23 protein-coding genes are annotated in these 26118 nt (G+C 63.4%); 16 read left to right on the top strand and 7 right to left on the bottom strand.

Translation table 11 applies throughout. The features are described from left to right. The first annotated feature begins 110 nt into the window (after positions 1–110). The 4 genes from PQQ95_RS17390 to PQQ95_RS17375 all read left to right on the top strand — a co-directional run bounded on the left by PQQ95_RS17390 (position 111) and on the right by PQQ95_RS17375 (position 2070). Positions 111–872 (top strand): ABC transporter permease, encoded by a 762-nt coding sequence (locus PQQ95_RS17390; RefSeq protein WP_408438727.1) that lies wholly within the window; start codon positions 111–113, stop codon positions 870–872. 175 nt (positions 873–1047) lie between these two features. Then, positions 1048–1296 (top strand): hypothetical protein, encoded by a 249-nt coding sequence (locus PQQ95_RS17385; RefSeq protein WP_408438604.1) that lies wholly within the window; start codon positions 1048–1050, stop codon positions 1294–1296. Between the two features lie 162 nt (positions 1297–1458). After that, positions 1459–1710, top strand: coding sequence for a DUF1488 family protein (locus tag PQQ95_RS17380; protein ID WP_408438603.1), 252 nt, complete (start codon positions 1459–1461; stop codon positions 1708–1710). A 39-nt stretch (positions 1711–1749) separates the two neighbouring features. Beyond that, a complete protein-coding gene (locus PQQ95_RS17375; protein WP_408438602.1) occupies positions 1750–2070 on the top strand; it encodes a hypothetical protein in 321 nt (106 codons plus the stop codon). Between the two features lie 277 nt (positions 2071–2347). On the opposite strand, the gene PQQ95_RS17370 is transcribed toward PQQ95_RS17375, so the two are convergent. Then, positions 2348–3748 (bottom strand): DHA2 family efflux MFS transporter permease subunit, encoded by a 1401-nt coding sequence (locus PQQ95_RS17370; RefSeq protein WP_408438601.1) that lies wholly within the window; start codon positions 3746–3748, stop codon positions 2348–2350. Between the two features lie 164 nt (positions 3749–3912). On the opposite strand from PQQ95_RS17370, the gene PQQ95_RS17365 reads away from it, so the two are divergent. Then, positions 3913–4773 (top strand): LysR family transcriptional regulator, encoded by an 861-nt coding sequence (locus PQQ95_RS17365; RefSeq protein ID WP_408438600.1) that lies wholly within the window; start codon positions 3913–3915, stop codon positions 4771–4773. A gap of 44 nt (positions 4774–4817) precedes the next feature. Here the strand turns inward: PQQ95_RS17365 and add are convergent, their stop codons facing one another. Together add and PQQ95_RS17355 are read right to left on the bottom strand one after the other, a co-directional pair. Further along, a complete protein-coding gene (gene add / locus PQQ95_RS17360; protein ID WP_408438599.1) occupies positions 4818–5915 on the bottom strand; it encodes an adenosine deaminase in 1098 nt (365 codons plus the stop codon). Between the two features lie 159 nt (positions 5916–6074). Continuing rightward, complete coding sequence (locus tag PQQ95_RS17355; RefSeq protein WP_408438598.1) at positions 6075–7421, bottom strand: NCS2 family permease; 1347 nt, start codon at positions 7419–7421, stop codon at positions 6075–6077. Between the two features lie 82 nt (positions 7422–7503). Here PQQ95_RS17355 and PQQ95_RS17350 point away from each other — a divergent pair, with 82 nt between their 5' ends. Continuing rightward, positions 7504–8430 carry a LysR family transcriptional regulator gene (locus PQQ95_RS17350; RefSeq protein ID WP_408438597.1) on the top strand — a complete coding sequence of 309 codons (927 nt, stop codon included), beginning with the start codon at positions 7504–7506 and terminating at the stop codon, positions 8428–8430. Positions 8431–8495: 65 nt separating this feature from the next. On the opposite strand, the gene PQQ95_RS17345 is transcribed toward PQQ95_RS17350, so the two are convergent. Further along, positions 8496–9611 carry a nucleoside hydrolase gene (locus PQQ95_RS17345; protein WP_408438725.1) on the bottom strand — a complete coding sequence of 372 codons (1116 nt, stop codon included), beginning with the start codon at positions 9609–9611 and terminating at the stop codon, positions 8496–8498. Between the two features lie 5 nt (positions 9612–9616). Beyond that, entirely contained in the window at positions 9617–10726 is a 1110-nt protein-coding gene (locus tag PQQ95_RS17340) for a porin (protein ID WP_408438596.1), read from the bottom strand. A gap of 285 nt (positions 10727–11011) precedes the next feature. On the opposite strand from PQQ95_RS17340, the gene PQQ95_RS17335 reads away from it, so the two are divergent. The 7 genes from PQQ95_RS17335 (at position 11012) to PQQ95_RS17305 (ending at position 19002) form a co-directional block, all read left to right on the top strand. Beyond that, positions 11012–12586: a methyl-accepting chemotaxis protein gene (locus PQQ95_RS17335; protein WP_408438595.1), complete on the top strand. Its 1575-nt coding sequence runs from the start codon at positions 11012–11014 to the stop codon at positions 12584–12586. Positions 12587–12688: 102 nt separating this feature from the next. Then, positions 12689–13738, top strand: coding sequence for an NAD(P)/FAD-dependent oxidoreductase (locus tag PQQ95_RS17330; RefSeq protein ID WP_408438594.1), 1050 nt, complete (start codon positions 12689–12691; stop codon positions 13736–13738). A gap of 81 nt (positions 13739–13819) precedes the next feature. Next, complete coding sequence (locus tag PQQ95_RS17325; RefSeq protein ID WP_408438593.1) at positions 13820–15793, top strand: PAS domain-containing hybrid sensor histidine kinase/response regulator; 1974 nt, start codon at positions 13820–13822, stop codon at positions 15791–15793. Between the two features lie 183 nt (positions 15794–15976). Continuing rightward, a complete protein-coding gene (locus tag PQQ95_RS17320; RefSeq protein WP_408438592.1) occupies positions 15977–17146 on the top strand; it encodes an acyl-CoA dehydrogenase family protein in 1170 nt (389 codons plus the stop codon). Positions 17147–17170: 24 nt separating this feature from the next. Beyond that, on the top strand, positions 17171–17776 hold the full coding sequence (locus PQQ95_RS17315; RefSeq protein ID WP_408438591.1) for an SAM-dependent methyltransferase: 606 nt from the start codon (positions 17171–17173) through the stop codon (positions 17774–17776). Further along, complete coding sequence (locus tag PQQ95_RS17310; protein WP_408438590.1) at positions 17773–18426, top strand: glycosyltransferase family 2 protein; 654 nt, start codon at positions 17773–17775, stop codon at positions 18424–18426. The genes PQQ95_RS17315 and PQQ95_RS17310 overlap by 4 nt, the downstream gene beginning before the upstream one ends. Before the next feature lie 84 nt (positions 18427–18510). Beyond that, positions 18511–19002 (top strand): DUF421 domain-containing protein, encoded by a 492-nt coding sequence (locus PQQ95_RS17305; protein WP_408438589.1) that lies wholly within the window; start codon positions 18511–18513, stop codon positions 19000–19002. 21 nt (positions 19003–19023) lie between these two features. Here the strand turns inward: PQQ95_RS17305 and PQQ95_RS17300 are convergent, their stop codons facing one another. Beyond that, positions 19024–20421 carry an MFS transporter gene (locus PQQ95_RS17300; RefSeq protein ID WP_408438588.1) on the bottom strand — a complete coding sequence of 466 codons (1398 nt, stop codon included), beginning with the start codon at positions 20419–20421 and terminating at the stop codon, positions 19024–19026. 235 nt (positions 20422–20656) lie between these two features. Here PQQ95_RS17300 and PQQ95_RS17295 point away from each other — a divergent pair, with 235 nt between their 5' ends. Next, positions 20657–20809: a hypothetical protein gene (locus PQQ95_RS17295; RefSeq protein WP_408438587.1), complete on the top strand. Its 153-nt coding sequence runs from the start codon at positions 20657–20659 to the stop codon at positions 20807–20809. 162 nt (positions 20810–20971) lie between these two features. On the opposite strand, the gene PQQ95_RS17290 is transcribed toward PQQ95_RS17295, so the two are convergent. Beyond that, positions 20972–21514, bottom strand: a complete 543-nt coding sequence (locus PQQ95_RS17290) for a PaaI family thioesterase (protein WP_408438586.1) — start codon at positions 21512–21514, stop codon at positions 20972–20974. Positions 21515–22077: 563 nt separating this feature from the next. Between PQQ95_RS17290 and mprF the strand changes: the two genes are divergently transcribed. Both mprF and PQQ95_RS17280 read left to right on the top strand, forming a co-directional pair. Further along, entirely contained in the window at positions 22078–24630 is a 2553-nt protein-coding gene (gene mprF / locus PQQ95_RS17285; RefSeq protein WP_408438723.1) for a bifunctional lysylphosphatidylglycerol flippase/synthetase MprF, read from the top strand. Beyond that, positions 24627–25892, top strand: a complete 1266-nt coding sequence (locus tag PQQ95_RS17280) for a virulence factor family protein (protein ID WP_408438585.1) — start codon at positions 24627–24629, stop codon at positions 25890–25892. The genes mprF and PQQ95_RS17280 overlap by 4 nt, the downstream gene beginning before the upstream one ends. Positions 25893–26118 lie beyond the last annotated feature (226 nt).

Here is a 26118-nt window from a genome sequence, read left to right as displayed (position 1 = left end):
TACTTGCGGGTCATTCGGCCGACACCAGAGAGACGGGAGACACGAGGGACACGAAGCGGAGTCCCGCGGCCGCGAAGCCCGCGCGCCGACCGTGGTTGCAACGTCCCGGCATGACGAAGGCGATTGCGCCGTGGGTGGTCGGCATGGTGGTGCTGGCGTTGTGGCAGGGCTGGTGCGTGCTGATGAAGGTGCCGGCGTATCTGGTGCCGGCGCCGTCGGCGATCGTCGCCGAGCTGGTGCAGGATGCGCCCTTACTGTTCGGCAGTTTGCTGGCAACGTTGAAAATCACGTTGCTGGCGTTTGCGCTCGCCACGGTGCTGGGTGTCGTTATCGCCTTGCTGTTCGTGCAGAGTCCGCTGATCGAAGCGAGCCTGTTTCCGTATGCGATTCTGTTGCAGGTGACACCGGTCGTGGCGATTGCACCGCTGATCATTATTTGGGTCAAGGACATGAATGTGGCGTTGGTGTTGTGCGCGACATTGGTGGCCTTGTTTCCGATCATCTCGAACACGGCGCTCGGTTTGCGCAGCGTGAATCCGGGTTTGATCAACCTCTTCAAGATCAATCGCGCGACCCGTTGGCAGACGCTGGTGCGCCTGCGCATTCCGAGCGCGTTGCCGTATTTCTTTGGCGGCTTGCGGATTTCGAGCGGATTGTCGTTGATCGGCGCGGTGGTTGCCGAATTCGTCGCGGGGACGGGCGGCAGTGGCGCGGGGCTCGCCTATCAGATTCTGCAAGCGGGTTTTCAGCTGAATATTCCGCGGCTTTTTGCGGCGCTGCTGCTGATCACCGTGACCGGCGTCGTGCTGTTTGCCATCACGGCATGGGTATCGCGTATCGGTTTGCGTGGCTGGCACGATAGCCAGCTTTGATTTTCGTACGGGTGCGGCAGCTTGCGCAGGTCGGCGCGGCCGGGCGTCGCACGACGAATTTAAACGGCGGCAATCGTTATACTTGAAACCAGCGAAGATTCGGTATCCATATCGATCAATGATGGGTGACGCATCTTTCAGTTCGTTGTGACGCTGCGTTGTTGTGGAGAACAGTATGGATCTGGAAAAACTGGTTGAAGAAAAAATCAACGAGAGTGCTACGAAGATAGTCAGGGGAGGGAGTGGGACTGACGACGTAGCATTCGGAAAACTTACGTTTTATCTTGCGCTGCGGCGAGTTCAGCAAAAGAAGGCGACGGCGGAGGACGTCGGTTTGCTGGATGCCATCAACGATACGTTGCAGGCGCTTGCGATCCTTGAGCAAGGGAGGACTTTTTACAGCGTTCAGGCAGGTGAAAATTGAGGGGTCGCCGATGCGTGCTTCGCCGGCTGCGGATTTCCCCGTCGCGTTGCGTCGCGAACGGGGCAGCTTCCGCGGGGCAAACCCTGTATTTACAAACAACACCTTGACCCCGTCACACATTCAGCGCACCGTGAAGAAGGAAAAACACCACGGGAGCGTGAAATGTCCCTCAACTTCCCGAACCCAAGCCGCAGTTATGACGCCTTCCGTCATTGTGTCAATTTCTGGGGCTATGACAATGCGCGCGAAATCGCCTTCACTGTCAACAATTCGGTCATTTCGAATCTGAGTCCGAGCGTAGGCGCCGACGAGCCGGCAGTGCTGGCGGCCTTCGACCGTCATCGCGAGCAAATCCTCACGCTGGCTCGCGGTCTGTATGTCGGCGGTCCGCAAAACCGTTACACGATTTCTTGATACAGCGAGCGCGGCGCGGCGAGTCCAACCGGACCTGCCGTGCGCCGCCTCGTTCCACAGACGAAGCAGCACGGCGCCTACCGGCGCTCACTCTTGTTTTGTCGCGGGAGTTCCAACATGGATGATGACCAGGTCAATCTGGAAGAGATTGCCGACAGCAAACGGCGACGCGAAGCAGCACGCCTCGCCGAAAGTGAAAAAGCCGCCGCACCCACGGCAAACGAGCCGCAGAAGGCGCAGGGTAATGAAGCCACACCAAAGCAATGGGTCAAGCACGTGACGAAGTGGCTGGGCGCGAAACGTACGCTGATGCAAACGCGCCGACCCTTGATGCTCAAAAAGAAACCCGTTGCGCTGTAGGCATTCGGTACGGAAATAACCGGCGTAAAGCCGGTTTTTCTATTTGCAGCCGCGCCGCAGGCTCATCCGGAATCCGGCAACATACCACCGGCGCCATTCATCTACCCGCGACTCAAGCGGCCGTCCCGCGTGCCGGACCGCCAGTCAGCGAAATGATGAAGTCGAAAAATGCCGTCAGCACGCCCATGCATGTTAAACATGCGCTCGTCAAATGGCCTGTGATGTTTCCTTGTCAGGCATGAATGCATGACAAGCTAACGCGAAACACCGTTTGTATTCAGCGCCCTGCGCCTTGGGTCACGGGGCCACGCACGTCGCGCGGGACGGGCGCTTCGTCGAGATGGCGAAATACCCAGGCCGACACCAGGGTGATGACGCCCACGCACACGAAGCTCAGGCGGAACCCCAACGCAGCCGATCCCCATTGGGCCGAAAACAGATTCACCAGCCCGCCGCCGATCGAGACGCCCAATCCGATCGCCAGCATCTGCACCATCGAAAAGAGGCTGTTGCCGCTGCCGGCATCTTCATGCGAGAGGCCTTTGAGCGTCACGCTGTTCATCGCCGCGAATTGCATGGAATTGGCGGCGCCGAATACGGCCAGAATCACGATCCCGACGATAAGCGGCGTGCTACGCGTAATCAGTGCGAACGCAACGATTGCCGACCCCACGATCACCGTGTTGACGAGCAGGAACGTGTCATAGCCATAGCGGCGCACGAGCGGCGCGATCCAGCGTTTGGCGACGGTGCCGGCAAGGGCGGCGGGCAGCATCATCAGGCCGGAATGCAGCGGCGTGTAGCCGAGTTGCAATTGCAGCAGCAAGGGGACCAGGAACGGGACCGCGCTCGAGCCAATGCGGCAGATCAGGTTGCCGATCAGGCCGACGCTAAAATTCGGCTCGCTGAACAGCGAGAGTTTGAAGAGCGGGTTGTTGCGGCGCTTTGCGTGCGGAATATAGGCGAGCGCGCTGACCACCGCCAGCGCGAAGAGACCCGCCGACCAGGCTATGCGGTGTGTCTCGACCGGCGCGTCGACGGCCAGCGAAAACGCGATCATGCACAGCGACAGCAGGCCACAACCGACGAAGTCGAACGGCGGCGCCTGGACTTCGCCATGCGCGGGCAAAAATCGCTGCACCGCGTAGAGACCGAACGCGCCGATCGGCACATTGATCAGAAAGATCCAGTGCCACGTGATGGCCTGAACGAACCAGCCGCCGAGTGTCGGACCGGCGATGGGCCCCAACTGGCCCGCAACCGAAATAAACGCCAGCGCCGACACGTATTGCTCGCCCGAGACGCTGCGCAGAACGGCGAGCCGGCCGATGGGCAGCAGCATCGAGCCGCCCAGGCCTTGCAGGACCCGCGCCATCACCAGTTGGCCGAGTGTATGCGCGCTCGCGCAACAGACCGACCCGAGCACGAATATCAGAATCGCGACGAAATAGACGCGCCGCGTGCCGAAACGGTCGGCGAGCCAGCCCGAGGCGGGGGTGAGCATCGCCATGGTCAGCGTGTAGGCGACCACGATCGGCTGCATCGCGAGGGGCGCGACGTGCAGACTCTTTGCGATCGACGGCAACGCGGTATTGACGATCGTCGTGTCGAGCGACTGCATGAAAAAGCCGGCGGCGACGATCCAGAGCAGCGCGGTCTGAGCGGAATTCTTGTTCATGTTCAATTGAGCGGCGGGGGCGGCGGGACGGATGAACCGGCGGCCCGGGCTCGGAGCGATCGTTGGGGGATTCCGTCATGATATTGACATCGTCGTCAATCGGGAACCCCACTAGGGACGCTGACTGTTATCGACTTTGCCGATAACCAGGGCGACAATGGCGCATGCTCAATCCCATCTGGCTCAAGACCTTCGCGACAGTCGCGGCCTGCCATAGCTTCACCGAAGCGGGGCGGCAACTCGATCTCACGCAGTCGAGCGTCAGCGAACACATCCGTCGGCTCGAACAGAGCGTCGGACGGCGCCTGTTCGTGCGCGATACCCATTCGCTCGCCATGACGCCGGACGGCGAGGCCATGCTCGCGCACGCCAGCGTCATCCTGCAAGCGCTCGCGCGGGCCGAGTCGCAGTTTCGGGCGCCGCGCCTGAAAGGGCGGGTGCGGCTCGGTTCATCGGACGACATCGCGCTTGGGCCGCTGCCCACGGTGCTGGCGGCGTTTCGCGACGCGCATCCTGACGTCGAACTGGAAATCACCATCGGTATGACCGGCCGGCTGTATGAGTTGCTGGATGCCGGTTCGATCGATCTGCTGGTCGGCAAGCGGCGTTTGGGCGACCGCCGCGGCGTGCCGCTGTTCACGGGGAGGCTGGAGTGGCTGGCGCGCGTCGGTACGCGGGTCGATCTCAATCAGCCGTTACCGCTGATTCTGGTCGCCGAGCCGAGCGTGACCCGCGCGGTGGTGCTCGATGCGCTCGCCGAAGCCGGCTTCAGCTGGCAGGTGGTCTGCACGAGCAGCAGTCACTCGGGCTGCATTGCGGCCGCGCGCGGCGGCCTCGGCATTACGGTTCGTCCGCAGTACCTCGCCGCGCGGGGGCTCGCGCCGCCGCTCAACGCGGCCAGTCTGCCGACGCTGCCGTCGGTGGAATTCATCGCGCTGGCCGGCAAACGGCTGAGCCGTCCGGCGGGCACCTTGCTCCAATTGCTGCACGACAGTGATTTGCGCGGCTCGTGGATTGGTGAGTGAAACCGCGTGGGCGTGGCTAGCCTGACCCGATGCACGGTCCGCACTTAAGCGGGCAACGCCGCCGCCAACGCATCGAACTCCGCACCCCACGCCGCGCGCCATGTCTGGCGCGTCGCTTCGTCGACCCATGCGCCGTCGATGCCGTTCAGCATGAACTGCCGCAATTCGGCGATGCTGAAGCCGAAGTGGCTATGCATCAATTGCCATGCTTCGCTCGGCGTCACTTTGTGCAGCGTCGGGTCGTCGGTGTTCGGGTGAATTTTCAGGCCCAGGCCCGGCATGCGCCGCATGGGATGCTGTTCGGCCCAGACTTCCGGGGCGAGTGTGCGCAAGTAGTAGGAGTTGGTCGGCACCACCGTGAACACGATGCCGCGCTCCGCGTATTGGGCCACCAACTGGGGGTTATCGACAATCGTATAGCCGTGGTCGATCCGGTCGCAGTGCAGCAGGTCGACGGCCGTCTCGACGTTGCGCCATGGCATGCCGAATTCACCCGCATGCGCGGTGGTCTTGAAGCCGGCGTTGCGCGCATTGCGGTACGCCTTCCAGAACAGCTCGGGCGGCCGGTCGTTTTCGCGGTAGTCGATGCCGAGGCCCGCCACTTCGTCCGCGCGGTGCGCGCACATCCAGTCGACCAGCGCGACCGCTTCGTCAGGATCGGCTTCGCGGTCGATGCTCGGGATCAGCCGGGCGGTGATGCCGAAGTCGCGTGCGGCGTCGCGAATCGCGGTCACGATGGCGGCTTGCGCATCCGCATAGGGAATCTTCGAGACCCGCACCGTGCCGGTAGGATTCCAGAAGAATTCGCTATGGCGCACCTGGTGCGCGGCGGCATCGGCGAGATATTCGTAGGCGATGCGGTGCAGGTCGTCTGCGTGCGTGAGCAGATGCTCGTCGAGCGCGCGCAGCACACGCAATACGCCGACAGGCTTTTCGCCGCGCGTATAGAACGCATCGATTTCATCGCGGCCGATCGGCGCGTGGCTCTTTTCGGCGAGCGCGATAAAGGTCTCGTGACGCACTGCGCCAAGCAGGTGGCAATGCAATTCGACCTTTGGCAGGGCGTTGAAGAACGCGTGATGGGCATCGGTGAGCGTAATGCCGAGGCGCGATGCGGGCACGTTGCCCAGTGTCTCTTTCATGTCGGTATGGTTTTCGGTAGTGCGTAAAACTCGACGCTAAATCAGTTTAGTGCAAGTGCAGGATGCAACTGTGCGGCTGCGTTGGGTAACCAAGGTGCCAAGGTGCCAAGGTGCCAAGGTGCCAAGGTGCCAAGGTGCCAAGGTGCCAAGGTGCGGCACTCAATGCGGCTTGACCACGGTATAGAAGTAATAGCCGAGCGGCACGGCCAGCACATACAGGCCCCACGGGACTTCACGGAAACGTCCGGCGAGCAGCTTGACGAGCACATAGCAGAGCAGCCCGCCCGCGATGCCCGTGCCGAAACTGTTCGACATCAAGGTGAGCAAAACCATTGAAAGAACCGGCAGCGAATCGCTGAAATCGTCGAAATGCGTATGGCGAATCGTGCTGAACATCGACAGTCCGATCAGGATCAACGCGGGCGCAGTGGCTTCTTTCGGAATGGCGAGCGCGACCGGAACGAACAGCAACATCAGAGCGAACATCGCGGCGGCCGCGAGCGACGAAAGACCGGTCCGTCCACCCGCTTCAACGCCTGCCGCCGATTCCACCAGCGCCGTGAGCGCCGGAATGCCGAACACCGGACCGAGCGTCGCCGCAATCGAATCGACGAGAAACGGACGGTTGATGTTAGGCAGATTCGCGTTCTCGTCGAGCAGATCCGCTTTGGCGCCGACCGCGAGCGTGGTGCCGAGCGTCGAGAAGAATTCCGCCGCGAAGAACACGAACAGATACGGAATCGCGGACACGCTCAAGGCGCTCGCAATGTCGAGCTTGAACGCGATCGGCGCGATGCTATGCGGCCACGACAGCATCGAGGCCGGCATATGCGTAACGCCGAGCGGCACACCCGCGCCGGCCGCAATCAGGATCGCCCACAAAATCGCGCCGGGCACGCGGCGGCCCTGCAGCACGACCGCCGCGCCGAGCCCGATCAAGGCGACCAGGGTGCCGGGTCGCGAGAAATCGCCGAGCGCGAGCGCATTGGTCTTTGCGTTGGCAATCACCATCCCGGCATTGCGGAAGCCAAGTACCGCGATGAACAGGCCGATCGAGGCACCGAGCCCGAGTTTGATCTGTGCCGGAACCAGCCGCACCACGAGACTGCGCGCGCCCACCAGCGTCAGAATCAGAAACAGCACGCCGGACACGAACGCGATGCCGAGGCCCGTTTGCCACGCGACGTGCTCGCCCGCCAGCGTAATACCGAGAATCACCGAGCCGCCGATGCCGGGCCCCACCAGAAACGGCAGATTCGCATACAGCGCCATCAGCACCGTGCTCAACACGAACACGAGAATCGTTGCGGTCGTCGCCGCGCCGCGATCCATGCCGCCCGCCGACAGCAGTGACGGAATCACCACCAGCAGATAGGCGGCCGCGAGAAACGACGTGATGCCGGCAATCGTTTCGATCCGCACGCTGGTTTTGCGCTCAGCGAGCGCGAAACGCCGTTCGAGCCAGCCGTCGTGCGCCGCGGGTACCGGGTTGTTTGTCTTCGGCATTGAAAATTCGTTATTGATCAATTGATTCATCCTGTAACCACGCCATTTATACTGCTGCGCATTGCGTCGACGCATTGCTCTCATGACCGACCGTTCGTCCCTCTTGCCCGCGCTTACGTTGCGGCAAATCCAGTACTTCGTCACGCTCGCGCATGCACGCAGCTTCACGCAGGCCGCGCAGTCGCTTGCCTTGACGCAGCCTGCGCTGACCGCGGCGATCCGGCAAATCGAGTTCCTGCTCGGCGGCCCGCTGTTCGCGCGCTCCGCGCATCGGCTGACGCTCACGCACGCGGGCGCCAGCGTGTTGCCGCTCGCCGAGCGCCTGCTCAATCAGGCACGCGGCACCTTCGACGATATGGCGAGCACCTTCGCCGAACGCATTCAGACGGTGCGCATCGGACTGATTCCGTCGGCTGCGGCGCGCCTGTTGCCCGCGCTCGCCGCGTTGCGCGCACAACAACCGTCGCTGCGCTTCACGTTGAACGACATGCCGAACACCGCCTTGATCGACGCCGTGCGCCAGGGCGCGGCCGATTTCGGCGTCGGTGTGCACGAGCCCGATGCCGCCGCGGCGGACCATGACGGCGAAGCCGCATTGCGCTACCAGGATCTGTTCGAGGACCAGATCGTGGTGGTGGTGCGGCGCGACGATCCGCTCGCGCAGAAGAAGAGCCTTGCGTGGGCAAAGCTGGTGGGCCGCGACCTGGCGGTGTTCGTGCGCGGCAGCGTCAGCGACGCGTTGCAGCGCACCGGCGGGGCCGAAGGTCTGCAACTGACGGTCGCTTACCGCGTCGAGTACACGGAGCCTTTGTACGAACTCGTGCGCCACCGTCTGGCGATTGCGGTGCTGCCCAGTCTCTACACCATGCATCTGCACGACACGGAACTGGTCGCGTTGCGCCTCGACAAGCCGCGCGTCACCCGTTCGATCGCGCTGATCTCGCTTGCCGGCGACGATCGCGGCCCGCACGTGCGGGCCTGCCGCGAGTGGCTCGCCGCGCATATCTGACGACGCAAGGCGCACGGTATGCATGGCCGTTGTCGAATCCTTTACGGGTTCGTGAGTGTGCCGGATCACGGCAGCGTAGCGAGCCGGGCGCGCAAGGTGGCATAAAAACCGTCCGCGTCGACCTCGGTGATCCAGGTCGCGTTGGGTTTCCGGCCGCTATGCCCGCTCCAGTCCACCACGGTTTCGCCGAGCGTCCATTCGCCGGTTGTCTCGATCATCACGTTGACCTCGCGTCCCTTGAATAGCGACGGTTCGATCAGGTAGCCGGTCGCGCAGGGGTCGTACATCGGCGCTTCTTCAACGCCCCGGCGTCCCTTCTGATATGCGACTTCCGCCGCCATGATGTCGGCGGCCATGGTGCCGCAGCGATTGCCAAGTGCGCGAATCGGCGCGATGCGGGCCGGCGTGATCGGCGCTTTCACGGCGACGTCGCGCGGCAGCACGACGATCGGCACACCGCTCGCAAACACGACCTGCGCGGCCTGCGGGTCGACGTAGATATTGAACTCCGCGGCAGGCGTGATGTTGCCGCGTTCGAAGAAGGCGCCACCCATCAGCACGATGTCGCGGATGCCGTTGCGGATTTCCGGCGCTTCCGTGAACGCCGTGGCGAGGTTCGTCAACGGCCCGAGCGCGCACAGCGTCACGCTATGCGGCGCCGCCGTGCGTAAGGTGTCGATCAGGAAGGCGACCGCGTGTTGCGGCGCGAGCGGCGCCAGCGGTTCATGCAGGGGCACGCCTTCGAGGCCGGTCTTGCCATGCACGTTGGCGGCCGTGATCAGTTCGCGCGTGAGCGGGCGCGGGCAGCCGGCATAGACCGGCAGCGATTGCGTCCGTTCGGCCCAGTCCCGCACGATGCGCGCATTGCGTTCGGTGAGGTTGAGCGGCACATTGCCCGCGACCGTCGTGATCGCGCGCACGTCGAGCCGGTCACTCGCGCCTAGCGCGAACAGGATCGCAATCGCGTCGTCCTGACCAGGATCGCAATCGATGATTACGCTGCGACGCGCGCCGCTTTGCAAAGCGGGCACGCTCGAAGCGGCGGAGCCACTGGCTGCGTTAGCCGTATCGGCAACACCTGAAGCGGCGGCCAGCATCGGCCACGCCGATGCGCCCGCAGCCAGTCCCATGGCGGTGCGCAAAAACGCGCGCCGGTCCTGCGTCGGATCGAAGGCGTTCATCATCGTCAGAACACGTGGCGCATGCCGACCGTCGCGATCATCTGACGGATGCCGGTGGATTGAGCGTACGCAAAAATCTGCGCGTGTTGCGCATCGCCCGCGGCTTGCTGCGCGATCACCGTCAGCGCGACGTCGGTGCGTTTCGACAGGTAATAGTCGGCTTGCAGATTGACCTGATGCCATTTGGGGCTCGTGTTGATCACATCGTATTTGCCGTCGGTGAAGGCATACGCTGCGCCGAGAATGAACGCAGGGCTCACGTGGTAGTTCAGGTTCAGGTTGTAGTTCTGCAAATGCAGATGCGAACCGTCGAGATAATCGTAGCGGACATCGGTGAAGAGCGCTGCAAATTGCGCCGCGCCGATCGTATAAAAGCCACCCGTGCCGAAGATGCGCTGCTTGCTCGCGTAGGCGGCCGGATGCAGCGCGCTCTTCGCGAAGATCAGCAGCGACGACGCGTAGTCGTTCGAAATCGCGCCGTCCGGATTGGTCGCGCTAAACGGGTTGTTGTACTGCGCATAGACCACGCTCCACTTCAGCGGACCATTTTCGTAACCGGCGCCGAAGCTGTATGCATTGTTGTTGGCAAAGCCGGTGGCGTTGCTGAAACCATACTCGGCCGTGGCCTTCAGGCCGCGATAGTCGGGCGTCACGTATTTCACCGCGTTTTGCACGCGGATGTCGTTATAGCCGTTGTCGTTGTCGCCGATGTTCACGCCGTTGCTCGCGATGATCACCGGGCCGACGTAATCGTGCACCGTGTCGTACTGACGGCCGAAGGTCAGCGTACCGAATGTCTTGCTGGCAAGTCCGACGAATGCCTGCCGGCCGAATTCGCGGCCGTTTTGCGAGGCCGTGCCGGTCATCACGTTAAAGCCGTTTTCCAGCTGGAAGATCGCGGTCGTGCCGCCGCCCAGATCTTCGACACCCTTCAAGCCCCAGCGCGGATTCTGGTCGGTTCCCGAGAGCGCCTGCCACGCGTTTTTGCCGCCCTGATTCGTTGCATAGCCGACGCCCGCCGAAATCAGGCCATACAGCGTCACGCTGCTTTGCGCATAGGCGGCGCTGGAGAGTGCGCCGGCGATCGCGAGAGGGGCGAACTTGAGTAGTTTCATCGTGGTCCAGTAGCGGGAAAGGAGGGCGCCGAGCGGAGGGCGCATTCGAACTGGGCTCGACTATACGAAGCCGTCGGCTATAAAAATAATGTTGTTTTCTTATGGTTCTATAAATTTAATCTATTCAATGAAATCTCCGTCGACCACCGACGGAACATGGGCCAGGGGCTTGTTGCGCGTTTGCCGCGCCTCGCGAATTAAATTTTTTCGGCTTAGGGCGAATCGCTATACTTTCCATATACGGTTATGTGTTCCGTATATGGAACAAAACGACAAAAAGCCACTATGACCAAGAACCTGACCATCAATCTACGGATCGCGATCACCATCGCGTTTCTCGGCGCGCTGCTGATCGCCACCGGCGCACTCGGCATCCTCGGCATGAACGAAAGCAACGAGGCGCAGCACGACGCTTACACGGTGCATTTCGCTTCGGTCGTGGCGCTCGGCAAATCGGGCACGGCAATGTCACGGGCCCGCTTCGGGCTCGACTGGGCGATGAGCAATCCGCATTCGCCGCAACTGGGCGCGCAACTCGACCGCGCCCGCATGCTGCTCGCCGATTCCGACAAGTGGTGGAACAGCTTCCGCGATCTGCCGAAAACGCCCGAACTGCAACGTCTCACCGACGATCTCGACGCAAAGCGCACCGCCGTGCGGCGCGACGGCATCGACAAGCTGGTCGATGCGATCCGCACGGGCGACGCGAGCTGGATGGACGAAAGCCGCGCGACTCATCTGATCGGCCTTTACACGGCGATGAACACGAGCCAGGGCGCGTTGGAAGACTATCTGAACCAGCAGGCGAGCGAGGCGAACGAGCGCTCGGCCACACGTTTTCACACGCTGCTGGTCGCGTGTATCGGCAGCATTCTGGTCGGCCTGACGGTGGCGTTCATCAGCTGGCGCACGTTGCGCCGCGCGATCATGGGGCCGCTGAACGACGCGCTGCGCCAGTTCGATGCGATCGCCGCTGGTGAATTGACCACGCAGGTGCCGATCCGCTCGAACGACGAAATGGCGACGCTGCTGCGCGGTGTGGCGTCCATGCAGGACAAGCTCGGCGCGACGGTGACGACAGTGCGCGCCGGTTCGCATTCGATCGCTTCGTCGACGCAGCAGATCGCCGCGGGCAATCTCGATCTGTCGCAACGCACGGAGGAGCAGGCGGCGTCGCTGGAAGAAACCGCGGCGGCGATGGAACAGCTCACGTCGACCGTGCAACTGAACGCAGAAAACGCGCATCACGCGAGCGAGCTGGCGGGGCGCGCGTCGGAGATGGCCGCGCGCGGACGCAGTTCGGTGGGCAGCATGGTCGAGACAATGCGTGTGATTCACGCGGGTTCGTCGAAGATGACGGGCATCATTACCGCGATTGAAGGCATTGCGTTTCAGACCAACATTCTTGCCCTGAACGCAGCGGTCGAAGCTGCACGCGCGGGTGAGGAAGGCCGTGGCTTCGCCGTCGTAGCGGGCGAGGTGCGCAGTCTGGCGCAGCGTTCGGCGGCTGCCGCGAAGGAAATCGGCACGCTGATCGCGGAATCGACCTCGCGTGTGGAAAGCGGTGCGGGGCTCGTCGACGAAGCGGGCGAGACGATGCAGGAAATCGAAGCGGCAATCGGGCGCGTGGCGCGGATTGTCGGTGAGATTGCGGCGGCCTCGAAGGAGCAGAGCGAAGGCATCCGGCAGGTGAGCCTCGCGGTCACGCAAATGGATGAGGTCACGCAGCACAATGCCGCGCTGGTCGAAGAGAGTGCGGCGACCGCGAACTCGCTGGCGGATCAGGCACGGCAATTGAGCGAATTGACCGCGGCCTTTAAAGTCGCCCGCCACGCGGCGGAGCGTGAACCGGCGTTCTGAGGTTCGCTGAACCGAAGCGTCCTTATCGCTTGTAATGACATCGTTGCCGGGCTTCGGGCGATTCTGTATGGTGGCTCATCGATCCACCCCACGAGACTCCGAATGACGCCCGCCACAGACCCACTTCCGCAACCGGTTCGTTCCGATGTCCTGATTGTCGGCGCCGGCCCCGTGGGCCTTTTTGCCGCTTTCGAAGCCGGTGTGATCGGCCTGTCGTGCCAGATTGTCGATGGGCTCGACAAGGTGGGTGGGCAGTGCATCGAGCTCTATCCGGACAAGCCGATCTACGACATTCCCGCGATTCCCTCGTGTACCGCGCGCGAACTGGTCGAACGTTTGATGGCGCAATGCAAGCCGTTCAATGTGCCCATCCATCTCGAGCAACGGGTCGAATCGGTCGAGCAGCGCGACGATGGCCGCTGGACCGTGCGCACCGGCCGCGGCCTCGTATTCGACGTGGCGGCGATTCTGCTGGCCGCCGGCAATGGCGCGTTCGTGCCGCAAAGGCTGGCGCTGGCCGAAGCCGTGCCGCTGGAATCGCGTCACGTGCACTACAGCGTGCAACGGCTCGCCGATTTCGCCGGCAAGACGGTGGTGGTGGCGGGCGGCGGCGACTCCGCGCTCGACTGGGCGCTGGCACTGCGCAAGGTCGCGCGGCGCGTGACGCTGGTGCATCGCCGCAACGGCTTCAGCGCGGCGGATTCGAGCGTCGAGTCGATGCGGCACGCAGTCGAGGCAGGGGAGATGGACTTCATTGTCGGCGCGATTTCGGGGCTCAAGGTCGAGGGCGATACGTTGAAGTCGATCGCGCTGCGGCATATCGAAGGCGAAACACAGCTCGCCACCGAGCAACTCGTCGTGCTGTACGGGCTGGTTGCCGATCTCGGGCCGATCGCGCAGTGGAATCTGTCGATTCACGGCGGCCGCGTCGACGTGGATACGTCCAACTATGAAAGCTCGCGGCCCGGCATCTTCGCCGTCGGCGACATCGCTAACTATCCGAACAAGCAGAAGCTGATTCTGTCCGGCTTTCATGAGGCGTCGCTGGCGCTGCGCAAGGCGTATACGTACGCCTATCCGGAGAAGAAGCGGGTGCATGTCCATTCCAGTTACGACGCGAAGCTGGCGGAGAAGGTCGGGGCGGCGGGGTAAGGCGATAACGTGGGTCAATAGACGAAACATGAAAGTGAGTCGGTGTATGCTGCCTGAACATACCAATAGACTCTTTTCACCATGAACGAGACTGACGCTCACCCCGCAGGCGATAACGGCGAGGCCGCCAACGCGCCGTCCGTACTCCGTGCCAACGCGCCCGTCGCGGTCGACTACTGGGGGCTGGTCCAGTCGATCGAAGACTACGCAATCTTCCTGCTGGATCCGACCGGGCATATCGTCAGCTGGAACGCCGGTGCACAGAAGCTGAAGGGCTACGCGGCGCACGAAATCATCGGCTCGCACTTCTCGCGTTTCTACCCTGCCGAAGCCGTGGCGCGCGGCTGGCCCGCTTACGAACTGCAGCAGGCCGCGCTGACCGGCCGCTTCGAGGACGAAGGCTGGCGGGTTCGCAAAGACGGCACGACCTTCTGGTGCAACGTGGTCATCACGGCGGTGCGCAACGACGCCGGTGAGCTGACCGGCTTCGCCAAGATTACCCGCGATCTGACCAGTCAGCGCGCGTCCGTGGAAGCGTTGCGGCAGAGCGAGGAGCGCTTTCGTCTGCTGGTCAACAACGTGAAAGACTACGCAATTTTCATGCTCGATCCAGACGGTTACGTGGTGAGCTGGAACGCAGGCGCCGCGCGCATCAAGGGCTATACGCGCGATGAAATCGTTGGCCGGCATTTCTCGACTTTCTACACGCGCGAAGAAGCGGCCGCCGGTAAGCCCGCGCGTGAGCTGGCGATCGCGAGGCAGATCGGCCACGTCGAAGACGAGGGCTGGCGTGTGCGCAAGGACGGCACGACCTTCTGGGCCAACGTCAACATTACCGCCGTGTATGACGAATCGAACCGGCTGCGCGGTTTCGCCAAGATCACGCGCGATCTGACCGAGCGCCGTGAGCGCGAAGAGCTGGAGCGCTCCGGCGAGCATATGCGCAAGTTTCTCGCGACCCTCGCCCACGAGTTGCGCAATCCGCTGGCGCCGGTGCGCAACGCGATCGGCGTGATGCAGCTCGAAGCGGGCGTGAGTCCGACGCTGGCGCGCTCGCGCGATCTGATCGACCGGCAGGTCACGCACCTCACGCGTCTCGTCGACGATCTGCTCGACGTCGGCCGCATCATGTCGGACAAGGTCGAGTTGCGGCTGACGCGGGTGGATCTGGCCGAGGTGGTGGCGCGTGCAATCGAAGCCGCACGGCCGTTTACCGATGCGCGGGAGCAGAGTGTCGCGACGTATCTGCCGGCCGAGCCGCTGATTGTCTGCGGCGACACGACGCGGCTCGTGCAGGTGTTGCAAAACCTGCTGCACAACGCGTCGAAATTTTCGCCGTCCGGCAGCCGCATCGAAATTTTGGGGCGCGTCGATCATCAGATGGCGGTGCTGGAAGTGCGCGACCATGGCCGCGGGATTCCCGTACGTTCGCTCGATGCGATCTTCGAGTTGTTCGCGCAGGAAAAGGAAGGACAGAGTCTCGGCGAAGGTGGCCTCGGCATCGGTCTTACATTGTGCAAATCGCTGGTCGAATTGCATGGCGGCAGCATCATCGCGAGCAGCGAGGGCGCGGGGTGCGGCAGTTCGTTCACGCTCAGTTTGCCGTTTGCCGCCGCGCTTCCCGCAGGACAGGACGATCATGGGGGCATGGAGGGAAACAAGGTGGCGCCGCTGCGTATTCTGCTGGTAGACGACAACCGCGACTCCGCCGACAGTCTCGCCATGCTGCTCGAGCTCAAGGGCCACGAGGTCCGCATTGCCTACGACGGTCCGCAGGCGCTCGCGGTCGCGCCGCGCCTCGAGCCCCACCTTGCCCTGATCGACCTTGCGATGCCCAAAATGGACGGTTATGCGACGCTTGAGGCGTTGCGCGCAATGCCGATGCTGGCCGGCACGGTGTTCGCCGCCATGACCGGCTTTGGTCACGCAAGCGACCGTGAACGGACGCGATCGGCCGGTTTTGACGCCCATCTCGTCAAGCCGGTGGAACTCGCGTTATTCGATGCATTGCTGGAGCAGGCGGAAGCGCGGCGCCGGCAACGCCGTCCCGCCTGATGTCCACGGCGCGCTTCCTTCCTGCGGGAGCGTTGCACGCCGTCTCCGGCGCGCCATAACCCTGAAAGATAGCGGCGTGTCTCCGGTATTCGATACCTGCGGCACGCCGCTTGCTGTTTGTCTGCACGCGATGCGGCTATCAAACGTTCGCGCGCATAGGTCAAACAGTTTCAGGGAGGCACGATGCTCGATACGCGTGATCGTGCGGCCGGCGTGAGTGCGCGGCCGCCGGAAAGACTCGGCGGAAGTCGCATTCGCGATTCCCATGTCGCGCTCGATACACAGCAGGCGGCGAGTTGTGCCGGGGCGCTTGACGATTTTCTGCGTGACGCGCATTTCGACGCGAGCGATTCCGCCGCGCTGGGCGATGTCTTGCGCGCACTGGTTCAACGAGGCTACGACCGTTTTCCCTTCGTACCGTTGCCAGGACACGGGCAGACCCTGACGCGCTGGCGTGCGCTTGCCGCTGTTGCGGCATGCGATCTCGGTCTGGTCAAACTGTTTGAAGGGCATACCGATGCGTTGGCGATTCTCGCCGAGTTGCACGGTCCCACACCGCCTTCGGGGAGCCGCTGGGGGGTATGGGCCGCGGAGCCGCCTGATGCACGCGTGCAGGCCGGCAAACGTGCGACGCGTGCAGACGATGCCGGGCAACTGTATCTAAGCGGCACCAAAGCCTGGTGTTCAGGCGCGGCGGTAGTCAGCCACGCGCTAGTCACCGTATGGCTCGACGACGAGCCGGTGCTTGCCGCCGTCGCGATGAATCACGCGTCGATTTCAATCGACACATCGAAGTGGCAAGCGCTCGGCATGCACGCCACCGCTAGTGCTGACGTTACCTTCGATCGGACACCGGCCACGCTCGTCGGCGCGGCCCATGCCTACGTGCGTCGGCCGGGCTTCTGGCAGGGCGGCGCCGGGATTGCCGCATGCTGGTACGGCGCCGCTTCGCAAATCGGCCGGAGATTGCGTGAAGCGTCCATGCAACGCGCCGACGCTTATCGGCTCGCGCATCTCGGCGCGGTCGATGTCGCATTAGCCGGCGCTGCCGCCGTGCTGCATGAAACCGCCGCTCATATCGACGCGCATTCCCACGCCGACGCTCAACGTGAAGCCATGCGCGCGCGCCTCGTCGTTGAAGAAGCGGCGACTGCCGTGATGAGTCACGCAACGCGCGCGCTCGGCGCCGGTCCGTTGTGTCGCGATGCGCGCTTTGCCCGCGCGCTGGCGGATCTGCCGGTGTTCCTGCGGCAAAGCCATGCTGAACGCGATCTTGCCGCACTCGGCGAGTTGACCGTCAACGCAAGGTTCGACCCTGCCTCCGCTGCCGGAGGTGCGCCATGGATGCTCTGACGCACTATACGGAGGGTCGTTGACATGTCCTCGACGGTGGCTTACTTCGATGAACTATACAAAAGCAGCGACGACCCGTGGCATCTGCGCGAAGGCTGGTACGAGCGCCGCAAACGGTCGCTTACGCTTGCACTGCTGCCGCGTCCGCGTTATCGCAATGCGTTCGAGCCAGGCTGCGCGAACGGCGAACTCACGGCTGAACTGGCGACTCGCTGTGAGGCGTTGCTCGCCGCCGATCTGCACGAAACGGCGGTGCGTCTTGCGCGCGAGAGGGTTGCGGGGATGCCGCAGGTCTGCGTCGAGCGACGTACCGTGCCGCACGATTGGCCGACCGGGGCAGGGCCGTTCGACCTGATCGTCATCAGCGAACTGGCGTATTACCTCGCAGCAGCCGACCTCGACACACTGGCCGCGCGAATCGCTGGATCGCTCACGCAGGACGGCACGCTGCTCGCTTGCCACTGGCGCCGGCCATTCGCCGAGGCACTCGAATCCGCCGATCTTGCGCATGCGATATTCGACACGCGCTGCGGCCTGTCGCATCTCGCGCATCACGACGAAGCCGATCTGCTGATCGACGTCTGGTCGCGCGACGCGCGTTCGGTGGCGCAACGCGAGGGGCTTCTATGATCGGCGTGATCGTTCCGGCGCATAACGAAGAGGCGTTGCTGGCGCCGTGTCTCGCTGCGTTGCTCGACGCTGCACGGCATCCTGGGCTTGCCGGCGAAACGGTGCGCATCGTCGTCGTGCTCGACGCATGCAGTGATTTTTCCGGCGCGATCGCGCGTGCTTACGGCACCGGGACGTTAACGCTGAAGGCACGCAACGTGGGTATCGCGCGCGCGACGGGTGCGGATTTCCTGCTGGCGGACGGCGCCCGCTGGCTCGCTTTCACCGATGCCGACAGCCGCGTGTCGCCGGGCTGGCTGGTCGCGCAACTGGCGCTGGACGCGGACGCCGTGTGCGGCTCGATTGCCGTCGACGACTGGGCCGCGCATCCGCACAGCGTGCGCGAATATTTTCGCAAAACCTATGTGGACGCCGATGGTCACCGCCACGTGCATGGCGCGAATCTCGGCGTCTCGGCAGACGCGTATCGACGCGCCGGCGGTTTTCCGCCGCTCACGTGCAGCGAAGACGTCGCGCTCGTCGACCGCCTGATCGCGACCGGCGCCCGCATCGCGTGGAGCGCCGCGCCGCGCGTGATCACGAGCGCGCGGACGCTGACCCGCGCGCGCGGCGGTTTCGGCGACACGCTCGCCGCATGGGCGACCGGATAAACGCGGACAGTGGCCGCAGTCCGCTGCACGTCTCATTCGGGAACACAAGATCAGGACGACGGCACGTCGCGAGGAGGCGACAGGATGGACACATTCTTCGTGCTATTTGGCGAAGGCAGGAATCTCAATTCGCTGCAAATGGGTATGCGCGCGATCGCCGTATTTCTGATCGCTTTGATATTGATCCGGCTGTCGGGCCGCCGTTCGTTCGGGCAGCGCTCGCCATTCGATTCCGTGGTGGTGATTCTGCTCGGCGCAACACTGAGCCGGGCGATTGTCGGTGCGTCGCCGTTTGTCGCGACGGTGGTGGCCTCGTTCGCGATCGTCCTCGCGCACCGGCTGCTGGCTTGGGCCTGCCTGCGCTCGCAGGCGCTGGAGCGGCTGGTGGGCGGCGTTGAACGCGAGGTGTTCAGCGACGGCAAATTCAATGCGCGTGAAATGGCTGCGGCGCTGGTTACCACAACCGATGTTCACGAAAGCGTCCGGCAAAAAACCGGCTCGCGCTCGATGGACAATGTGGCCGCTGCCATCCTCGAACGCAATGGCGAGGTCAGCGTGATCCGGAAGAAGGCCTGAAGGGGCGAGTCTGTAGAGACGTTAGCCTCGACCGCCTCGCGCGATTTCTTCGCCCGCGCGATGCGGCATGCGCAGCGTGACCGGAATCGAAGCGAACGAGCACAGGCCCACCACCAGAAACGCGGGCCAGAAATCCGACCACATGATGCCGGGATGTCCGTGCAGCACGCGCGAAATCTGCAGCACGATACCGCCCACCGTGACACCCAGGCCGAGCGACATCTGCTGGACGACGCTGCCGAGACTCGTTGCGCGCCCCACGTCGCGACTGGCGATTTCCGCGTAAGTCAGCGAGTTGAGACTGGTGAATTGCAGCGCGGGGAAGAAGCCGCCGAGCAACACGACAAACCAGATGATCCAGGTCGGCGTGCCGGGGAAAAACAGTCCGCACGCCGCGATCGAAATCCCTGACAGCGCCGCATTGACCACCAGCACCGAGCGGAAGCCGAAACGGTGCAGCACGCGCGAGGCGACCGTGCGCATGAACATGCCGCCGAACGCGGACGCGCAGGTAATCAAACCGGACTCGAAGGCGCTCATGCCGTGCCCTTCCTGCAGCATCAGCGGCAGCAGAAACGGCAGGGCACCGAGACCGATACGAAACAGCGAGCCGCCGAGCACGCTCGCCTGGAAAGTCGGCACTTTGAAGAAGCGCAGATCGAGCAACGGCAAGGCGACGCGCTGTGCATACGCGACGTAGCCCACGAGCAGCGCGGCGCCGCACGCGCACATGCCGAAAGCGTTCCAATTCGAAATGAGTTCGCCGCCGACTAGCGATAGTCCGAGCAACAACAGCACGGCGCCGGCGGCCGACAGAAAAAAACCGATCCAGTCGAGTGGCCCGGGGTCCGGCTCGCGCGTGTTGGCGATATACCGGTTAGTCAGATAGATACCCAGAATGCCGATCGGCACATTGATGAAGAAAATCAGACGCCAGTGCAGATAGGTGGTGATGAAGCCACCGAGCAGCGGTCCGGCTGCCGGTCCGAGCATGGCCGGGACGCTCAGGTAGTTCATCGCGCGGATGAAGTCGGACTTGTGGACCACGCGGAAGATGATGATCCGCCCGACCGGCACCATCATCGCGCCACCGACGCCTTGCACGAAACGGGCGAGGGTGAAGGTGGCCAGCGAGTTCGACGCGGCGCACAGCAGCGAGCCGGTCACGAAGATGCCGATTGCGGTGCGGAAAATCGTGCGCGCGCCGAAGCGGTCCGCAAGCCACCCGCACACCGGGATGAACACGCCGAGACCGAGCACGTAGCTCGTCACCGCGATTTTCAGCGTGACCGGATCGCGCCCGAAGTCGCGCGCCATGGCGGGCAACGCGGTGACGATCACATTCGCATCGACGCTTTCCATGAACATCGCGCACGCGACGATGAGGGGCGCAATCAGGGCTTTCTGGGCGACGGTCATGACGGGCGGGCAATCTGCGGCGAAGGGCTGCAGGCAAAGGGGGCATTATTGCACCTGTACGGTGCGGATGGTTAATAGTGCGCCGCCGGCTGCTGCCCCTTTTCGAGATTGCGAGGACCGCCGAGGTGGATGTCGCACAGCATGTTGGCGATATTATTGATATTTGTTGCGGTGCGGCATGAGAGGCTTATAATCGGGTTATTGCCTAGGTATAAACCCTATACAGGAGTCCGTCATGAACACCGCTTCCAACACTGCTACCGTCCGTACTGCTGCTGCCGCTAATAACACGTGGCTGGGCAAGCTGCGTGCACTGGCTCTGCATGCGCTGGACCTGCATCTGCAAACCTGCGCAGTGCTCGCTGAAGCGCATCGCCGCCCGCAGTAAGCGCTTTAGTCAGGGCCAGCGTCAGCAGGGCGCTGCAAGGCGAGGCTGAGGCGCATATGCACATGCACAGCGCCAGCCACCGGACTTCATGCTTGTGCAGCCGGTTCGCCACCAGGTCGCCGACCGGGGCCGCCAACCGGTGGTTTTAACCGTATCTATCTCTTAGCGGTTAGGGATCTCGAACACCAGACAGGTCGTCGTGGCATGCGCGTAAAGCGTGCCGTCGGGGCCGACGAGGCGAGCTTCCGCCGTGGCCAGTTGCCGTCCACAGTGAATCACGTTGCCTTCGGCGCGCACGCGCTGCAAGCGCGGCGTCACGGCTTTCACGTAATTCACGCTCAACTCGGCCGTGGTGTAGCCACGGCCCGCCGGCATCATCGTGTGTACCGAGCAGCCTAACGCGGAATCGAGCAAGGTCGCGATCCAGCCGCCGTGCACGGTGCCCAGCGGATTCAGATGCTGCGCGAGCGGGGTGCCCTGAAACACTGCGCGTCCGGCGCTGATTTCGACAATCGTAAAGTCCAGCGTGCGCGCGATCGCGGCGTAGGGCAGTTCCCCCTTCATCATCGCCTGCATGACTTCCAGGCCGGTCTTGCCCGCCACCTGTTCGGGGCTGGCGACGCCAGGGCCCGGGCCGGCGTTGAGCGCTGCCAATACTTCCTGCTCGTGGGCGAGCCAGCGCTCGAGTTGTTGTTCGTTCGTCAATCCGTGTCTCCTGTCCAGAGGGAAGCGTGCTTCGGAATCGATGCATCGGCATCGATTAGAGCATCAAACCGCGTCAGCGCGCTGGAGGGCCACCTCGGGATTGTGGGCACGCGCAGCGAAAATCTTGAAGGAGCGAAGCAGTCTTTAAGCATCAGTCTTTAAAACGGTGCGCGAACGAACCGCGTCGAGGTCACGGCGAATCTTCGTCTCGCGATCTTCAATAAGCGTTTAAAATCCAGCCCCTTGCTGCGCGCAGTGGTCTTCATCAGCACGGCAGGCCAATTGGCAATATTGGCCCTTTTATCGGCCAGATTGCTCTATCCATGCACTCCGTCATGCCGCGAAGTGCATTCAGTTTCAATAACCGGTTCAGGTTAAAACCCGACGAATTGACTGACATTGGCTGACGCTGTCAACCTTTTCAACACTTTGCCGTTATCCATTTGTAATCGCCGAAGTAAGGCGACGCCGTGGCAGACGACCCGTCGCTACGACAGCTCTACGCAAGGCCCGCATTGACCATGTTCCACCGATATAACAATAAATTCGACCGGCTAGGCGCGATGTTCGACCGTGCATCGAACACGCTTGGCAAGCGGAGCATCCTCTCGCCCCTGCTCGCTCTCGTCATTTGCGGGCTGCTGCTGGTCGTCTTGCAACATCTCTCGCAAGCGGTCGACTATCGTTCGATCATGCGCCAGCTGCGTCACCTGACGGCGGGCGAGTGGGCCGCGGCGCTCGGCGCGACCGTGCTCAGCTATATCGCCCTGGTCGGGCGCGACGCAGTCGGCTTGCGCTACCTGGGCGCCACGGTGCCACGCGCGGCACTCTGGGTCGGCGCAACCGCGGGCTCCGCACTCGGCAATGCGACCGGCTTCGGCGCGTTGACGGGCGGCGCCGTGCGCGCGCGCGTCTACGGCGTGTCGAACGTCACCCCCGTGCAGATCGGCCGCATGACGGTATTCACGAGCGTGTCGCTGGCGCTCGCGCTGGTGTTGATGACAGCGCTCGGCATGACGTGTCTCGCCGACCCGCTTGCGACGATGCTGAAGCTTCCGCCGCTCACGCTGCGTTGGGGCGGCGCTGTGCTGCTCGCCATGCTCGGCCTCGCGGCGGCCGCTTGCCGTCGCGACACGCGTCCGGTCCGCACGCGCTGGCAGTGGCTGTCGTTCGATATCCCGGCGCGCCGCGATCTGCTCGCGCAAGTGGCCCTCGCCGTACTCGACGTGGTGGCCGCCGGCCTCGCGCTGTGGGCGCTGCTGCCGCATGCGGACGTCGGTTTCGTGACCTTCATCACCGTCTATGCCGCCGCGATGCTGCTCGGCATGATCGGCCACACACCCGGTGGCGTCGGCGTGTTCGAAGCCGCGATGGTGTTCACGCTGAACGGCAGCGTACAAACACATCAGATGGTCGCGGCGCTGCTCGCGTATCGGGCGATTTATTTCGGCCTGCCACTGATCGTTTCGGCGGCGTTGCTCGCGGGCTTCGAAGGGCGCGCGCTGAAAAGCCGCCTGCCGTTGCGGCATGCGGCAGGCGCGTATAAGCTCGCGCCGCTGTTTCTGAGCCTCGTGACTTTCGTGGTCGGCGGCATGCTGGTGATTTCCAGCGCGACGCCCGCGTTCTGGCAGCGCATCCGGATTCTGCGCGACGTGCTGCCGCTGTGGGTGCTTGAGAGCTCGCAAATGCTGTGCAGCGTGCTCGGCGTGCTGCTGTTGTTCGTCGCGCGTGGTTTGCTGCGGCGTCTGGATGCCGCGTGGTGGATGACCTTGCTGCTGGCGGTGCTGAGCCTCGCGCTCTCGCTGACCAAAGGTCTTGCGTTCGTGGAAGCGGGCGTGCTTGGCATGCTGATCGTGCTGCTGCTGTCCACGCGCCGCCGTTTCAACCGTCATTCGTCGCTGTTTGCCGAGCGTTTTACGGCGGGCTGGCTGGTGTCGGTGGCGATGGTGCTCGCGCTCGCCGTGTGGGTCATGCTGTTTGCGTTCCGCGACGTGCCGTACACGCGCGACCTGTGGTGGCAATTCGCCTTCGACGAACGCGCACCGCGTGCGCTGCGCGCGACGCTTGCCGCCAGCGTGTTCGCCGCCACGTTCTCTTTCTGGCAGTTGTTGCGCCCCGCGGCGGGCCGTTTCGTCATGCCCGCGCCGCAGGATTTGCAGGACGCGGCGCGCATCGTACGCGCCCAGGAGCGCAGCGACGCCGGCCTCGCGCTGATGGGCGACAAGAGCTTTCTCTTTTCCGAATCGCGCGAAGCCTTTCTGATGTACGCGAAGAATGGCCGCACGTGGGCCGCACTGCACGATCCGGTCGGACCGCGCGAAAAATGGGCCGGCCTGATCAGCAAGTTCGTCGCGCTCGCGCATGCGCACGGTGGCCGCGCGGCGTTCTATCAGGTGCGCGCCAATGCCTTGCCGCTTTATCTCGACGCCGGCCTCACGCTGATGAAGCTCGGTGAAGAAGCTCACGTGGTGCTCGACGATTTCGACCTGAAGGGCTCGCATCGCGCGCATCTTCGCTATGCGCTCAAGCGTGGCGAACGTGATGGTTTTACGGTCGAAGTGATCGATCAGGCCGATGTGCCCGCGTCGCTCGAAACGCTGCGCGAGATTTCCGACGGCTGGCTCGACAGCCGCGACGCGCGCGAAAAGAGCTTTTCGGTAGCCGCGTTTACCGACGAATACCTCGCCGCGCAATCTGTGATGCTGGTGCGCCAGAACGGCGAACCGGCCGCTTTCGTGACCTTCATGACGACCGATATGAACACCGAGGCGACGGTCGGCGTGATGCGACACGTGGAAAGCGCGTCGCCGTACGCGATGGAATATCTGTTCACCCAGCTGGCGCTGCATCTGAAGCAGGCGGGGTTCCGCTCGCTCAGTCTCGGCATCGCACCGCTCTCGGGCATGCAGCCGACACCGCTCGCGTCGCGCTGGCATCGGCTGGCGGGCATCGTGTGGCGCTTCGGCGGCCGCTTCTATAACTTCCGCGGACTGCGAGCTTTCAAGAGCAAGTTCCAGCCGCATTGGGAGCCGCGCTATCTCGCGGCGTCGGGTTCGATGGGTGTGTTCTTCACGCTCGCGGACCTGTCATTGCTGGCAGGAGGCCGGCGTTCATGACACTGCATCCGTTTTTCAGGCTCGCCATTGCGGCGGGCCTCGTTGCTGGCAGCGCGGCCGCCGTGGCCGCAACCACCACCGTTTCCGGCGGCCGCTATGGCGACGTGACGGTAACGCAGCCGGTCGGCCCCTTGCGCGGTTTCGTCGTACTGTATTCGCCGGCCACCGGCTGGAGCGCAGCCGACCAGCAAACCGCCGACACGCTCGCCAAGGCCGGCGCGATGACCGTCGGCGTGGATACGGCGCGCTATGCCGCCAACCTGAGCGAGAAAAAAGAAGCCTGCCATCAACTGGTGGGCGACGCGGAAGCGTTGAGCCATCAACTCGAACGGCAATCGCAATCGAGCCGCTATTTCGCGCCGATCGTCGCGGGTACGGGGCAGGGCGCGACGCTTGCGATGCATGTGCTCGAACAGGCGCCGTCGAATACAGTCGCCGGCGCGGTCTCGGTGGATGCGGAGCGCAATCTGGATTCACGTTTTCAACCGTGCCCGCCGGACCCGACGATCATCCGCGACAAAGTGCCGGGCTTCGTTGAAAAGGCGGCGCCCGGCAACGGCGATCGCACGCGGCTCGTGGCGATGGTCACGCCGCATTTGCAGACCGCGTCGACGAATGATGACGACGTCTCCGATCTGCCGCTGATCGAATTGCCGGCGGCTCATCCGAACGGCCTCATGGCGATCGTGATTTCCGGCGACGGCGGCTGGCGCGATCTCGACAAAACCATCTCGCTCGCCTTGCAGAAAGACGGTGTTTCGGTGATCGGTATCGACAGCCTGCGTTATTTCTGGAGCGAAAAGACGCCGGCGCAGACGAGCCGCGATCTCGCGCGCGTGATGCAGACCTACGGGGCGCGCTGGCATGCGGACCATATTGCGCTCGTCGGTTATTCGTTCGGCGCTGACGTGATGCCGTTCGCCTATAACCGTCTGCCCGAAGCGCTGCGCGCGAAAGTGTCGCTGATTGCGCTGCTCGGCTTCGCGCCCGACGCCGATTTCCAGATTCGTGTGGGCGGCTGGCTCGGCATGCCGGCGAGCGACAAAGCCTTGAAGGTGCAGCCCGAATTGACACGCGTGCCGCCCGCGATCGTGCAGTGCTTCTACGGTGAAGACGAGAAGGACACCTTGTGTCCGGCGCTGACCAAAACCGGCGTCGAGGTGATTCGCACGTCGGGCGATCATCACTTCGGCCGAGACTACAACGCACTGGAGCGACGCATTCTGGATGCTTTCAGGAAGCAAAGCGGCGTGCGTGATTAGTCCATCTGTGTGAAAAAGCGCGCCGTCGGCTGCGATGTGCAGCCCACCGGCGACGCTGCCCGATCTAACGAACAGGGATTGACAAAGCCTGCCAAGTCAACGAAGATCGATTGTATGAACTGCCTCGACATCCGTATTGCGCTGATTATTATCACCATTCATCGAATGGTGGGTTAGCGCGCGTCTGATAGCAGTGACATCAACCCGCCCCACGAGGCGGGTTTTT

Source organism: Paraburkholderia caffeinilytica (genome assembly GCF_046030355.1).
Taxonomy (GTDB): domain Bacteria; phylum Pseudomonadota; class Gammaproteobacteria; order Burkholderiales; family Burkholderiaceae; genus Paraburkholderia; species Paraburkholderia caffeinilytica_B.
This window is presented reverse-complemented; position numbering and strand designations above follow the sequence as displayed.